A 15322-nucleotide genomic window follows, 5' to 3' on the forward strand; every position below is an offset into this window, starting at 1 on the left:
GATCTTTGAAGGTCATTTCTGCGAGTTCGTTCTGGCTTACGCCCTGTTTTCTGAATATATGATCGATCAATACCCACTGGTCTACGGTCAAGTCAAAACCCGCTTCTGTCAATTGTTTCTGTAAGGCATTACGAATCTTTTTGATAGTCGTGTCTATCTTGAAAAAGTAGGCACGGTGATCGGAGTGATGTGTCATGTAGAGTACAAGTTGAAGTTTAGTTATTGAGTATATCGAGTTATAAGTCTTCCCAACTATTCGTCTACTAATTATTGCAGGGAAAAATGGCCTCTTCAAAATAACTTTTTTCAACAAACCTGCCGATCGCACACTGCTTCCAGCCGGCAGCTAATTGAAGGTGTTTTTGGAGGTAAAACTATTTTGTTTAACCTAGAAATAGTAGAACATTTCGACCAAACAAATTGCATTGTTGTACAATTATCCCTTCTACTTATGCATAGATACTTTACGCATTTCGGAAAATTTTTCTGGATCACATTTGTTATGATCTGCACTTGTTCGGGCACGGCATTCCCGCAGGTAACTAACTTGATCGAGCCTGTTGCTGAACAGCAACTTCCGCGCTCTCCTGAGATAGACGAGTATAAAGCCAGAATCCGGAAAAATCCGAATATTACTGCATTCCATTTTGTCAGGCTTAATCCACTTAAAACCGCGCAAAGAGATGGAGTACTGCCAATCAACATTCCCGGCCAGCCGCGCCCAATCACCGCAGAAGTGACTCACGTGGAATATCACGACGATTCGAATTATGAATGGATCGGAAAGACAGACGAAGGTCGCGGGGCGGTTATTCTTTTGGCAAAACAGGGCAGGATTACTGCACACATTTCCACTCCTGCTGGCGTATACGAGATTTTTCCGGCTGTGAACGAATTATATGCATTGCATGAAATAGACTTAGTGAAAGCAAGTGATATTGGATGCGCAACCAGTTCTGACGACAAAGCTGGTGGACGGACCCATGCAGAGCTCGCGCCACCTTCAACTGAATCCCCGAGCAGCGAAAATGCCAAAATGAATGCGTGTCAGCCGCTGGTTAACCCGCGGGTGCTGGTTTTGTATACACCGAAGGCGCTGGAAATTGCGGGAAGTGTTGCTGCCGTTGTCGATCAGGCTAATTTATCAGTATCGCAATTCAATAGCACGATTTACAACAGCGGAATTACCAGCAATGCGTTACTTACTTTGGCGGGTGTGGCAGAATTGAATTTTCCTGAAACTCCTAACGCTATGGGAGGCGACGTAGCAAAATTGCAGGCTAATCCAACGGCGAATAGCCTAAGAGATCAGTATAAGGCTGATCTAGTCGTCCTATTCACCAATGGCAATTATATACCTCGTGGTGTTACAGCGGAGCCGCCGCTCACTAACGCTTCCGCATATTGCATTGTTCAAATTTTGAATGCAATAACTAACAAAACCTTTGCACATGAGGTTGGCCACATTTTTGGTTCCAGGCACGACGGAGATTCAGGAAGCCCGCAGTATGCACAGGGATATAACATTAAGAATGGACTGGGAATTGTCGTTGATCGAACAATGATGAGTCTGAACACCGCGGATGGTAGTAGCCGGCTACTGAATTTTTCAAATCCGAATATCAGTGTAGGAGGGAAACCAACCGGAACTATTGCTGATAACAACAATGCAAAGATGATCAGCGAAACGCATTTGTCGGTTGGTGCATACAGACCCGACCCAACGCCTCCGCTAGCGGCTTACATTGATGGACCAACTTACGTCACAACCCAAGGCGGAAAGAATTACGAGCTTAACTACAGCTGTGGTAACGCGCCATATTCATTTATCTGGCATTACAGCTATGACGGAGTCAATTATACTTTGTCAAATACTACCACTGATATTTTTACCTGGTTTTTCTATCAAAATCAAAAAATTTACCTTAAAGGTACTGTCACTGCCGGAGGGAAGTCTACGACTGCATTCATTGCGATAACTGCTCAGATGCCTAGCCCCTACAAGCGAGGAAGTGCGGTTATTGATTCACTGAACACATTCAATCCCGATTTCGAAGTAGCCACAAACCCGGCTGGTGAACAAATACAAATTCGCTACAATCTGGAAGCCGATGCCGATGTTAATCTGGAAATCGTAGATTTATCCGGCAACCTTCTAGAAGCCGTACTTCCGCGAAAAACCCACCAAAGTAAGGGACCACATTCGCTATCATGGAAAAATGACAAACTCGAAAATGGGAGCTACCTGGTTAAGCTGACTATCGGTGACAGGATTGTTGTGAAACGTATCATCGTTCAGAAATGAGGCTTTTTAGAAAATCGATATATATCTGCACTATGGTACTCATAGTGATCGGTTGTAACAAGATCCGCATTTTGCCTGAAAGGCACACAATCGGATACTTTAAGGCAGATATGAATGGAAGCGAATGGAACAAAACCTACAAAAATGCCTTCCAGACTGTTGAATCTGAAATTGTCCCTCCGTCCGCCGCCTTTCCATGTAGCCAGGATCGTCTGGAAGTATTTACGGAACTGTATTCTACAGAAGGATATCTTAGGCAAAAGCTGCATTTGATGAAAATCCCGGAGAGTCCAGGAAAAAGCAAAATCGTTTCAAATACGGATTTCAGGTGCGATGAAAAAGATCCCGTTTATGCTATTTTATATATAATGACACAGGATGGTGATGTTCTGGGAGATATGTACGGGCCAGCGGAAGGCTTCGATAACTATTTAAATATCGAAATGTACAATAGCGCAACGGGAGAAATTAAAGGGACATTCCAAATGACAATGGTAAAAACAAGAAATGGCGGAGAGCCTGTGCTTCCGGATACACTGCGGTTCACCAATGGAAGGTTTCACACGCGGTTTGTGCAGGATTAAATAGCAGGATTTGAAATTTCATTTTACATAGAAAATGCTCCTGAAAGTAACTTCCAGGAGCATTTTCTTAGCTTCTTAATTTTTCAACTAAGCCGAGTTCCTCGCTGCATTGATAATGCCGAACATTGCCCGCATGATCAGCTGGTTGTAAGTCTCTACATCCACCGGCAGGTCTTTTGGATCAAGTGCGAGCATTTGCAATGCATATTGCTGAATCGTGATCAGAGGTAATACAATGCGCTCGCGGGTTTTGATGGAAACCTTAGTTACATTGTTGCTGTCCAGCAGTTCTTTCTGACCTGAAACTTCCAGCAGCAAATCGCGTGTCAGCAGGAACTCATCATACATTTTGTCCCAAAATTCACAGTACTCTTCCTCGTCACGCAAGTACTTTGTCGCAGGGAAAAATGCCTTTGAAAGCGACTGCATTGAATTTTCTATCAAAGTCCGGAAAAACAGTGACTTCTTATAAAGTTGCTTGATATCCTCAACCTTGTTTTCGTCCGCCATTTGCCGGATTGCCGATCCGAAGCCATAAAAACCAGGTACATTCTGCTTCATCTGTGCCCAGGAACCAACAAACGGAATGGCGCGCAAATCTTCAAACTTCAAGCCTTCATCATCGTTCCCGCGCTTCGTAGGGCGGCTGCCAATGTTGGTCTGACCGTAAAAACGCAGTGGCGTTTTCTTATCAAGGTACTTGACAAACATCGGGTGGTTTTTAAGATCCAGGTAAGAGTTGTAGGCTGATTCTGCCATTTCTTCGATCAACTCCTTATCTTCTGTACTCAGCTCATCCTCAGCACGGTTTTCCCGGAACAAATGGTTTTCAAGTCCGGCTGTGAACAACCTTTCCAGATTGTACATGGCCGTAGTGACCGTTCCGTAATTGGAGCTGATCGTTTGTCCCTGAACGGTCAGTTGTATCTCTTTGTCTTCAATATCGGATCCAAGCGACGAGTAAAAGTTGTGGTTATTGCCACCCCCACGCGCAGGCGGCCCGCCGCGACCGTCGAAGAATGTGACTTTGATACCAAACTCTCGTGAAACCTTCGTCAACTCCTCTTTCGCGCGGTAAATAGACCAGTTGGCGCGCAGGTAACCACCATCTTTGGTTCCATCCGAAAATCCAACCATAATAGTCTGGTGGTTTTCGCGGTTTTGTAAATGGTTGCGGTAAAATTCATTTTCATACAAACTGCGCATGATTTCAGGCGCATTGGCCAGGTCGTCCACCGTCTCAAACAATGGAACTACATCGAGCGCAAGCTTGCCATTTTCATCAGCAATCAGGTTTTTGGCCAGTGCAACTACCTGCATGACATTCAATGCAGAAGTATTGTTGCTGATTACATATCTATGTGCGCCTTTTTCGCCATTCTTTTCCTGAATGGTCTTAATTGCCCTGATTGACCCTAGGATATCTTTTGTCAAAGGATCTTCATAGTCTTCGTCGCGCAAAGGAATATTGAGCGACAGCAGCAGTTCGATCTTCTTTGGTTCGTCCCAACTCTCGTAATCACTGTATTTCAAAAGCGGGATCTTCTTTTCCAGCCTTTTCAGGATATCCTCCCACGCTTTCGCATGTTTCCGGCTGTCCTGGCGCACATCCAGGCTCGCGAAGAAGAAACCAAACAGGTTAAGCTTCAAAATAAAATTATCCAGCAGCTCCACAAAAAGCCCCTGATGCTTGCTTACCAGCACTTCCCGCGCTTTCAACAATTCATCAATCAGCTCCTGTGCATTGGCATAACCTTCTTCGAACGGACCAAAAATGGTACTGTTCATCTTTTTCTCGGCGATCGACACTGCTTCGTCGACACCTTTGAAGGTAAGTCGCCTTTTCAGCTGACGGATATCGCGATAATAGCTGCGCAAAAGTGTTTCTCTCAGCCTGTCCGCAACCTGCAATGTAATGTCCGGATTGACAAAAGGATTACCGTCCCTGTCACCACCCGGCCAGAAACCAAGCCGGTACACATTCGGGTAAGGCCAGTCGTGAACGCTCATTCCCAGCCCATTGATCAATTTTTCGAGAATGGAAGGAATCGCGTCGTAGTATACATTTTCAAGGAACCAGCACAGGCTGACAGCCTCGTCGAATGGAGTAGGTTTTTCGTGGTTGATAAATGCGGTTTTACCGAGTTGAAGCAACAACTGATTTACCTCGGTAAAATCATTTAGCTTAATTGCATCTTCGAGATCATTGATGATACCCAGCACTTTACCCGAATAAAACTGGGTCGGGTGCGCAGTGAGCACAATGCGCACACTGAAATCCTGCAATTTCGTCAGCAGCTTCTTTTTGAGGTCGTCTTTATCCAGCCGCTCCGTCAGGTAGGTAACAGAGCCTTTGCCGGTAAGATCGTGGGTTTGGTCAAATGCGGCATCTTCAACGGAATCAAAAAGAACAACTTGTCTTTCAATGTATTGAATGAATGCAAAAAGCAGATCTGTCCTTTCCTTGGGTGTGGCGGTTTCGAGTAGTTCCGAAAAAAAGTGCTCGATGATTTCCTTTGGAGACTTTCCCTCCTGAAAACCTGTCTCACTCTGCTGCGTAAGTATCGGAAGTAACGAACCCGTCTGAAAAATACCGCGATAGGGTAAACTCAGGAAAAGGCTGTTGAAAATATTATACTTCGTTACAACTGCGTCCTGAAAACTGTTATTCATAATGAAGCGACGAAATTATATTTTGAGATCTGCTATGGACGTCAAATATAATCCTAAAAATCGGTTTCAGGCTTTTGGGTGGGCTTGCTGATGCGTTTTTTTGAGCTTTTCAATGGAGTTATGGGTGTAAATCTGGGTGGCAGCAAGATTAGCGTGACCAAGCAGCTCTTTAATTGCATTCAGATCAGCTCCGCGATTAAGCAGGTGCGTTGCGTAAGTATGGCGGAGAATGTGAGGGCTCTTTTGAGATAGAGTAGTTACTGCCGAAAGGTATTTTTTGACAAGCCTTTGAATAAATACGGGGTAAGCTGCTTTTCCTGCATCTGTGATGATGAGGTTGTCTACTGCTGCTAACTCTGTTCTTTCTTTTAAATACATTTCAAGAAGTGCCGCCAGGGTTTTCCCGATTGGTACAATACGTTCTTTGGCGCGTTTACCGAAAACCCGCAGCGTATAGGCATGCAGGTCCACGTGCCTCACTTCCAGGTCCAGCAGCTCGGCCAGCCGGATCCCGCTGCCGTAAAGCAGTTCAATTACCACGCGGTCGCGAAGACCGAAGAAATCTGTTGTAAATGTATCTTCCTGAAAAAGCATTTCCATTGAATGCTCTTCCACAAATGCCGGGAGCTTTTTCCGTGTTTTCAATGCCGACAAGACTTTCGTCGGATCTTTGGAGATCAATTGTTTTCTTCTCAAAAACGCATAGTAGCTCCGCAGAGAGGCAATTTTCCTGTTCACAGAAGTCGGATTCAATCCTTCTTCTATTAAGCTGACAACCCACGACCGCAACATAGCCGGCTGTGCTGTTTCAGGTGCATTGCATTCATATTGAAGCAAAAGGTATTTCTGAAATTGATCCAGATCAGTCTGGTACGATTTGACCGTATGTGCGCTGGCGCGCTTTTCAAAATTCAGAAATTGTAGAAAGGCATCGATCATAGCAGCCAATATACAAAAAAGAGCTATCTGAAATCAGACAGCTCTTTTTTGATATGGATACAATGATCCTGTATAATTCATTCAGAAACCACTCCTTTGGATCTAGTCCTCTAAATGACCGTAAGTCTTCTCCTTGTAAACGGCACGCAAAACTTCGAAACGACGTCTAACAGATGGTTTTTCGAAAGCTGTGCGAGCACGAAGCTGACGCATTGTACCGGTTCTTTCGAATTTCTTCTTGTAACGCTTAAGAGCGCGGTCAATCGATTCGTTGTCTTTTATGTTAATAATCAGCATGCTTATTAATGTAATGTTATTTTGAATGGTTTTCTGAAATTGGACTGCAAAGAAAAGTCATATCGAACAGAAAATCAAGAAATAAGTCATTAAAATTAGGTTATTTTTGCAAGCACTGTGATTGAAAGAATGCAATGAAACAATTAGACATCCCGATATGAGCTCTCGACTGGGGATTATTGATTTAGGAACAAATACCTTTCACCTGCTGATCATCGAAAAAAATGGCGATCAGTTTTCCACCATCTTTCACGATAGTCGCCCCGCCAGAATCGGAATGGGCGGGATTAGCCGGAAAGTGATCACACCGGAGGCTTTCGGCCGCGCTGCTTCCGTACTTACTTATTTTAGAGAAACACTGGACGCGCACGAAGTTGCTACCGAAAACACCTTTGCTTTTGGCACCAGCGCAATCAGGAATGCAGAAAACCAGGGCGAGTTTTGCACAGAGGTATTCGACAAAACAGGCATTTCTATTACAGTAATAGACGGAAATAAAGAAGCGGAGTACATTTATCGTGGTGTTCGTTTCGGTACCAACATCGGAAACGCACCTGCATTGATTATGGATATTGGCGGCGGCAGCGTCGAGTTTATCATCGGAAATCATTCCCAGATCTTCTGGAAACAGAGCTTTGAAATAGGCGGACAAAGGTTAATGGACAAGTTTATGCGGAACGATCCACTTTCCGTTGCCGACAAAAAGAACCTGTATAATTACTTTGACGAAAACCTGATCCCGCTGGCGAATGCAATTCACCAATACGCTCCTGAAAAACTGATCGGCTCGTCAGGTACCTTCGATACGCTGGTGGATATCGACTTCCAACATCGCCTCTCACAAGCTCCGCCCAAACAGCAGACTGACTTCAACCTCCCGCTGGAAGAATTTTACCGCGCCTATCACCTTATACTAGCCGGGAACCACGATCAGCGAATGCAAATTCCGGGAATGATCGAATTGCGCGTGGATATGATTGTAGTCGCACTGTGCCTGATTGACTATGTTTTAAAGAGTTACGGCATTCAAAAAATTCAGATTTCCAGTTACGCATTAAAAGAAGGTGTGCTTGCCGAATTATTGTCCAACTAATTACTTCTGATCGTAAATTAGATTTTGATTTACCCCCCTGGCTTCTATCATTTAAAACAAAACTCTTAAACAATTCCATGAGATTATTTCGGTGCCTTATTCTTACGGGACTCGCTCTCGTGTATCTCCATGATGCCCAAGCCCAAAAAAAGAAGAAAAAGAAAGAAGAAGATGTAAAAATTGAAAAGGCTGTCGACGCAATGGCGACGGCCGTCAAAGACAAGCTGAAAGAGGATAAGAAAAAAAGTCCGAAAGCTTTCAAAGACCTGATCGATACCAGTGCTGTAAGCCAGAAGGGTATGATCTCGGTGCATAAAATGGACGACAAATGGTATTTTGAAATACCGGATTCGTTACTGAACCGGGATATCATGGCAGTTACCCGCTATTCCAAAACCGCAGCAGGAGGAGGAATTTTTGGTGGAGAAGAAGTGAACCGTCAGATGATCCGCTGGGAAAAGGGTTTAGATAACAATGTGCTGCTCAGATCTGTGACGGTGGTTTTAACCAGTCCCGACAGTACCAAACCTATTTTCCAGGCAGTTAAAAACTCCAACTCCGATCCCATTATCGGCGTTTTCGACATTAAAGCAGTGAAAAAAGAGCCGGGGGCAAAAGCTTCGGTGATTGATGTGACTGACTTTTTCAATTCTGATAACCAGGTTTTTTCACTCAGCTCGGTTAACAAGCAACTGCTCAAACTGACTGGCTTCAAAAAGGAAGCTTCTTACATTGAAAAAATGAGAAGTTTCCCGATCAACACGGAAATACGGACTGTTAAAACCTTCACCGTATCTCCGCAACTGCTCTCTCCCACTCCGACACCACAAATTGGTCAGTACCTTCCTTCGGGCCTCGACGCAGGTGTGGTCACCTTTGAAATGAATACTTCCATGATCCTGCTACCTGAAAAACCAATGCAGAAGCGGATTTTCGACAGCCGGGTTGGGTATTTTGCCAATCAATATGCTGTGTTTGGCGAAGAATCGCAGCGGTCGGATACGGAAGTATTTGCAGTAAGGTGGAGGCTTGAACCCAAGAATGCGGAAGATGCTGCGAAACAGAAGAATGGAGAATTGATTGAGCCTAAAAAGCCAATCATTTACTACATCGACCCGGCTACTCCCGAAAAATGGCGCAAGTACCTGAAAGCAGGTGTGGACGATTGGCAGGTTGCTTTTGAAAAAGCGGGCTGGAAGAATGCAATCCGAGGTGAGTACTGGCCCGAAGGCGATACTACGATGAGCCTGGAAGATGCCCGGTATTCGGTAATCCGCTATTTCGCGGCCGATATTCAAAATGCTTATGGACCAAATGTACACGATCCGCGCAGTGGCGAAATCCTGGAAAGTCACATTGGCTGGTACCACAATGTAATGCGCCTGCTGCGTAACTGGTATATTATCCAGGCAGCCGCGGTAGACCCGAAAGCGCGCACGAAGAAATTTGACGATGAGTTAATGGGCCAGCTGGTGCGTTTTGTTTCGTCTCACGAAATTGGTCACACACTTGGTTTGCGGCACAATATGGGCGCAAGCTCAGCTACGCCAGTAGAAAAGCTGCGTGACAAAGAATGGATCAAAGAGCACGGGCACACTGCCTCTATTATGGATTATGCACGTTTCAACTACGTGGCACAGCCGGAAGACGGAATTACTGATCTTTTCCCAAGAATCGGGGATTATGATAAATGGGCGATTCAATGGGGGTACAGCCACTTTGCTGATATCCGCGATCCAAAAGCGCAGAAGGCGAAGCTGAATGAAATGACCAAAGAGGCTTATAAAGATACCAGGCTGCATTTTGGAACAGAAATCAGCCCCTACGATCCGAGGTACCAGACGGAAGATTTGGGCGACAATGCCATGAAAGCTTCCGAATATGGAATAAAAAACCTGAAAAGGATATTGCCAAACCTGATCGAATGGAGCCGCGAGGATGGAGAAAGCTACAAGGAACTCGATGAGATTTACAGCAATGTAACTGCGCAATACCGCCGGTACCTCGGCCACGTGATCAAGAATATTGGCGGAATTTACGATACGCCTACTACCTACGACATGGAAGGTCCGACTTTCACACCGGTAGCAAAAGCGACGCAGAAAGAGGCGGTTGAATTTCTGAATGCGCAGCTTTTCAAAACACCGACCTGGCTTTTGGATCAAAATATCATGAATAAAATAAAGCCCGAAAGCGGCGTGGAGGCGGTAAAAGCATTGCATGAATATGCGATCACTTTGCTCTTCGCAGGCGACAGGGCTGTGAGGTTAATGGAAACCGGGGTAACTGCCAAGAATTACACCCTTGACGAGCTTTTTACCGATCTGGAAAGTGGAATCTGGTCGGAAGCTAAGACTGGCAGGAACATTGATTTATTCAGAAGAAACCTCCAAAAAGTGTATACGGAGAAGCTGATCGACTTGCTGAAACCAGGCAAAGCCAATGTACAATCGATTCCAGTCGGCATTACATACGGATTTTCGACCCGGGTTGTGGAGCTGGAAAAAACAGACTTACCCTCTGTCGCGCGGGCACACTTGGAAAATCTGAAAACCACGATTGCCGCAGCTATTCCGAAAAGCACAGACAAGATCACGAAATACCATTTGCAGGATATTCTGCAACGGATCAAGCAGAGTCTGGACCCTAAATAAATTATTGAATTCAAAAAGCCGGGCACTGGAAAGCCTGGCTTTTTTGCTTAACCCGCAGCTATGACAGATTTTGAACAAATACTCGGCAGCTATCCTTCATTTGCCAAAGTTATTGACAATGGAAAACCTTATAAAAAGCTGGACTTTTCGGCATCTAATGAGGTACTGCTCACACGGGATCTTTCGGAAACCAGCGTGTTTTCTGACTATGTTTTTGACGAACTTCTGGCAGGTAGTACTTTCAATGGGATCGGCGGATACGGAGAGAACCGGGTGATTTACCGCCAGCGAAAACATTTCGGCGGCGACGATTCCGGCGCGAGGAGCATTCATTTAGGTACTGATATCTGGGTACCTGCGGGTGAGCCGGTACACGCGCCGCTTGCTGGTGAAGTACATAGTTTTGCATTCAATAACCACTACGGCGATTACGGGCCTACAATCATTTTAGCCCACGAACTGTCAGGAATTACTTTTTACACTCTGTACGGGCATTTGTCGCTGGAATCACTGGATGGACTTACAGTTGGGAAAACCATTGCAAAAGGTGAGCAATTTGCATTTATAGGTGCTTTTCCTGAAAATGGCGACTGGCCGCCGCATTTACATTTCCAATTAATTATGGATATAGGTGATTATAAAGGCGATTTTCCAGGTGTAAGCAGCATTTTTGATCAGGATTACTACCTGTCAATCTGCCCCAATCCAAACCTGATTTTAAAAATTGCAGAAAACAATTAAGCTAACCTACTTTCTGTGAATAGTAGTTGCAGCGGACTGTGCGCTGGCCAGAATGGTAATATCTGCGATCGTAACTCGGTCAGGCGCATTTACTGCATATAGTATCGCATCGGCAATATCTCCCGCCTGCAATGGATCAAATCCCTGATACACTTTCCCGGCACGTTCTTCATTGCCTTTGAAGCGTACCAGCGAAAATTCTGTTTCGACTGCGCCGGGTGCTACATTGGTTACCTTAATCCCGTGATGAGTCAGTTCGAGGCGCATTCCTTCACTTAGTACCTCCACAGCTGCTTTTGAAGCGCAATACACTGCCCCATTGGCATAAGTCTGCTTGCCGGCAATGGAGCTGATATTTACGATATGCCCTTTTCCTTTTTCCAAAAGCAATGGAATAACTGCTTTGGAAACATATAGTAATCCTTTTACATTTCCATCGATCATCGAGTCCCAGTCATCGGTATCACCTTCATCGAGCGAGCCCAGTCCATGTGCATTACCCGCATTGTTGATCAGAATATCAATATTTTTCCAATCATCAGAAAGCGAGTTGATCATTGCAAGCACAGCACCTTTGTCCCGTACATCAAAAAGCAGCGTGGTAACCTGCACTTTGGAGGATAGTTTTTCGGCTAGCTCATCCAGTCGCTCCTGCCGGCGGCCACAGAGAATGAGGTTAATTCCTGCATCTGCGAATAGCTCGGCAGTTGCTTTTCCTATCCCGGAAGTAGCTCCGGTAATTAATGCAATACGGGACATTAGAATGTTGATTTGTGATAGTCTGCCTACTCCTTTTTCTTACGCGGAATGTTCAGACTGCTAAATTGACCTTTTTCGAGCTGCGCCGCCTGATTAAACATCTGGACTGCCTGCTGGAAAACGTTATCAGTAGGATTAAGTACCTGGAAAACCTCATTATTGAGTCCGCTCTTCTGCTTTCTGCCCCAAACGTACCGACCAATAATTGCTTTTGTTTGAGAGGTAATCAGCGTCTTTGAAAGGTTCAGCTCGGCAGGATTTGGCTTAATACCTGATTTCGTTGCGTCTTTAACCATTTCAGCCAGCATTGCGTCAGTCACCTCAAACGATTTTACAAACTCGTCAAAAGTCTGCTTCTCCAATTTCTTCTGATTCGAATTGGCATAACGCAGTGCATATTCCCTGATGATATTTTTTGAGTAAAGCTCAAACAGGTACTTGCTGTTCTGTGTAGTGTCTTTTGCAACAAAAATATCCGGTGTAATGCCGCCGCCGCCGTAAACAATGCGCCCGCCGTCGGTTTTATATACTTTGCTTTTGTCGAATTTGATACTATCCACATTGAACAGCTCGCCACTTTCGTAACGATGTGAAAGATCCTGGCTGTAATCCTCTCCTTTGCCCAGCTCGTAAGGTTTTTGAATGCTTCTTCCGCTCGGGGTATAATAGCGCGAGATGGTCAGGCGCAGTTCAGATCCGTCAGAAAGTTTGATCGGCATTTGAACTAACCCTTTTCCGTAAGATCTCCGGCCCACAACCAATGCGCGGTCGTGGTCCTGCAACGCACCGGCCAGGATTTCAGAAGCCGAGGCGCTTCCTTCGTCTACCAGCACGATCAATGGGCCTTGCTCAAAAAGCCCATCGACGTGTGAGCGTGTTTTCCGGTCGAAGCGACTATCTTTTCCTTCGGTATACACCAGCAGCTTATCTCCCGCGATAAATTCATCGGCCATACTCGTAGCCCGCTCCATGTAGCCGCCGGGATTTCCGCGCAGGTCGAGGATCAGGTTTTTAAGTCCCTGGCCTTTCAATGTTTTCAGTGCAGATTTAAACTCTTCAAATGTTGATTCCGAAAAACGGCTGACCTTGATATAGCCAATCTCCTGATCAACCATATAAGATGCATCAACGGAGAATGTTGGAATGCGGTCGCGGACTACCGCGAAGTTCATCTTCTCATTCAATCCTACGCGCTCAATGGCGAGATTTACCTTTGTGCCCCTTTTACCTCGTAGTAATTTATAGACTTGTGCATTGGTCACACCTGGCCCCGAAAGGTTTTCTTTGTTAACCGAAATAATCCGGTCACCGCTTTGGATGCCCGCTGCTTCCGAAGGTCCGCCGCTCAGGGGCGTTACCACGTAAACCGTGTCGTTGTAAATATTGAATTCAACACCTATCCCGTCAAAACCTGATTCGAGCTGCGAACGTGCTGCGGTAGCTTCTTCTGCATTGAAGTAGGCGGTGTGCGGATCCAGCTTTTCCAGCATTTTGGAAATTGAGAAATCAACCAGCTCTTCGGTATTTACAGAGTCAACATAGTTGTTTTCAACCAGCATCAATACTTCGCGGAACTTGGCATATCCCTTTGCAACTTCTGACAGCTTCTTTCCGCCGCTAAAAAACGTGCTGCCCAGCAACACACCCGCCGCCAGCGTTATTCCAATAATGATTGGCAAACGCACAACCGATTTTGAATTACTAATCGGTGTCTGAGACTTTTCTGGATTCATGCTGGTCTAGGTTGAAAAGGGTGTTGAGAAGACTGTCCGGCACACTTCTATCTAACGTGAAGTAAACGATTTTGATTGCTTATTGCAAGAGAGCCTGAGGCGTGTTTTGAATGAAAACGAAAATTGGGCAGGCTTAGATCCTGAACAGAAATCGGTTTTTACCTCAAACAAAAAATTTCAGTGACTCAGGATTACGCATTGTATCCAGGTTAATGCATTTTTCAGGATCCTGCCCCATTAAAATGCGCTTCATAGGCGCCTCCATTTTCTTCCCATTGATCGTGTAAGGAATGTCGGCAACCTGCTCAATCGTATCAGGAATATGCCGCGGACTGTACTGACTGCGAATCGTCTCCCTGATCTTCGCCTTCAATTCATCGGTCAGTTCCTGCGTTCTGCCTAGTACGACGAAAAGAGAAATAGTACCCTCCCCATTGGATTTTTCAAGATAAACGGCCAGGCTGTCTTTCACCTCGGGCAGGCTTTCCACTGCCCGGTATATCTCCGCAGTACCGATACGGACACCTCCCCTGTTCAATGTAGCATCGGAGCGACCATAGATAATCACAGATTGGCGATCGGTGATTTTGATCCAATCTCCGTGCCGCCAGACACCCGGGTACATTTCGAAGTAGCTGCTGTGGTATTTTTCCTGAGAAGGATCATTCCAGAAGCAAACGGGCATAGAAGGCATTGGTTGGGTAATTACCATTTCTCCCAGCTCATCTTTGACCGGCTTTCCGTTTTCATCAAAAGCTTCAATGCGCGCACCGAGCATTCTGCATTGGATTTCGCCTGCATGTACCGGTACAATCGGGCAGCCGCCTACAAATGCGGAACAAACGTCGGTACCACCGCTCAGTGAGATCAGCCAGACATCTTTTTTAACTTGTTTATAAACCCATTCAAAAACCTCGGGCGGCAAAGGAGAGCCGGTGGAGCCAATTGTTTCCAATGAAGAAAGACGCTCAGATGTAATGCTGACACCATTTTTCATGGAGTTAATAAAAAAGGCAGCGCCGCTTCCGAAATGGGTGATTTTTGCTTCCTCCGCCAGACTCCAGAGTACCTGCGAGGAAGGATAAGCAGGTGCGCCGTCGTAAAGTACGAGCGTGGCGCCGCAAAGCAGTGAGCTCAACGCGTAATTCCACATCATCCAGCCGGTGGTTGAATACCAGAAATACCGGTCGCCTGGTTTTACATTCTGATGGAGTACCAATGCTTTCAAATGCTCGATTAAACAACCTCCGACACCGTGTGTAATCGCTTTCGGCTCGGCAGTTGTCCCTGACGAATACAAAATCCAGATCGGTTGATCGAATGCAACCGGCTCAAAGTCGATGCCAAAATGCTGTAAATGGAGAATATCCTCCCAGGCCGTATATCTTTCGTACCGGCTTTCGGCACCGGTATTATTGACCAGAACAATATCTTTAACAGAACGCAGTGAAATAGAAAGCTCCTGCGCAAATGCGGTCAGATCGTGGACTTTTCCATTGTACTGGCAACCGTCGGCAATAAATAAGACTTTGGGTTCAATTTGC

At 45.5% G+C, this 15322-nt stretch carries 11 protein-coding genes and 1 pseudogene; 5 read left to right on the forward strand and 7 right to left on the reverse strand.

Going from position 1 to position 15322, the window contains the following annotated elements:
* Positions 1-196, reverse strand: a pseudogene (locus ACTIE6_RS01655) (MarR family transcriptional regulator); the annotation flags it as partial.
* Between the two features lie 255 nt (positions 197-451).
* On the opposite strand from ACTIE6_RS01655, the gene ACTIE6_RS01660 reads away from it, so the two are divergent.
* Both ACTIE6_RS01660 and ACTIE6_RS01665 read left to right on the forward strand, forming a co-directional pair.
* Entirely contained in the window at positions 452-2305 is a 1854-nt protein-coding gene (locus ACTIE6_RS01660) for a M12 family metallo-peptidase (protein ID WP_439554970.1), read from the forward strand.
* A gap of 32 nt (positions 2306-2337) precedes the next feature.
* Positions 2338-2889 (forward strand): hypothetical protein, encoded by a 552-nt coding sequence (locus ACTIE6_RS01665; RefSeq protein WP_439554971.1) that lies wholly within the window; start codon positions 2338-2340, stop codon positions 2887-2889.
* An 87-nt stretch (positions 2890-2976) separates the two neighbouring features.
* On the opposite strand, the gene ACTIE6_RS01670 is transcribed toward ACTIE6_RS01665, so the two are convergent.
* The 3 genes from ACTIE6_RS01670 to rpsU form a co-directional block, all read right to left on the reverse strand.
* Positions 2977-5562, reverse strand: a complete 2586-nt coding sequence (locus ACTIE6_RS01670) for a phosphoenolpyruvate carboxylase (protein ID WP_439554972.1) — start codon at positions 5560-5562, stop codon at positions 2977-2979.
* Positions 5563-5628: 66 nt separating this feature from the next.
* Positions 5629-6501 (reverse strand): tyrosine-type recombinase/integrase, encoded by an 873-nt coding sequence (locus ACTIE6_RS01675; protein ID WP_439554973.1) that lies wholly within the window; start codon positions 6499-6501, stop codon positions 5629-5631.
* Positions 6502-6603: 102 nt separating this feature from the next.
* Entirely contained in the window at positions 6604-6798 is a 195-nt protein-coding gene (gene rpsU, locus ACTIE6_RS01680) for a 30S ribosomal protein S21 (protein WP_026629542.1), read from the reverse strand.
* Positions 6799-6955: 157 nt separating this feature from the next.
* Between rpsU and ACTIE6_RS01685 the strand changes: the two genes are divergently transcribed.
* From ACTIE6_RS01685 to ACTIE6_RS01695, 3 genes are all read left to right on the forward strand, one after another.
* Positions 6956-7891, forward strand: a complete 936-nt coding sequence (locus ACTIE6_RS01685) for a Ppx/GppA phosphatase family protein (protein WP_439554974.1) — start codon at positions 6956-6958, stop codon at positions 7889-7891.
* Positions 7892-7968: 77 nt separating this feature from the next.
* Complete coding sequence (locus ACTIE6_RS01690) at positions 7969-10545, forward strand: zinc-dependent metalloprotease (RefSeq protein ID WP_439554975.1); 2577 nt, start codon at positions 7969-7971, stop codon at positions 10543-10545.
* Positions 10546-10605: 60 nt separating this feature from the next.
* Positions 10606-11286, forward strand: coding sequence for a peptidoglycan DD-metalloendopeptidase family protein (locus ACTIE6_RS01695; RefSeq protein ID WP_439554976.1), 681 nt, complete (start codon positions 10606-10608; stop codon positions 11284-11286).
* A 6-nt stretch (positions 11287-11292) separates the two neighbouring features.
* Here the strand turns inward: ACTIE6_RS01695 and ACTIE6_RS01700 are convergent, their stop codons facing one another.
* The 3 genes from ACTIE6_RS01700 to ACTIE6_RS01710 all read right to left on the reverse strand — a co-directional run.
* Entirely contained in the window at positions 11293-12045 is a 753-nt protein-coding gene (locus tag ACTIE6_RS01700; protein WP_439554977.1) for an SDR family NAD(P)-dependent oxidoreductase, read from the reverse strand.
* Between the two features lie 26 nt (positions 12046-12071).
* Positions 12072-13778 carry a S41 family peptidase gene (locus ACTIE6_RS01705; RefSeq protein WP_439554978.1) on the reverse strand — a complete coding sequence of 569 codons (1707 nt, stop codon included), beginning with the start codon at positions 13776-13778 and terminating at the stop codon, positions 12072-12074.
* A 163-nt stretch (positions 13779-13941) separates the two neighbouring features.
* Positions 13942-15322 (reverse strand): acetoacetate--CoA ligase (locus tag ACTIE6_RS01710; protein ID WP_439554979.1); only part of this gene is annotated, 1381 nt, incomplete at its 5' end.

It is taken from the genome of Dyadobacter sp. (genome assembly GCF_051859145.1).
Lineage (GTDB): Bacteria > Bacteroidota > Bacteroidia > Cytophagales > Spirosomataceae > Dyadobacter.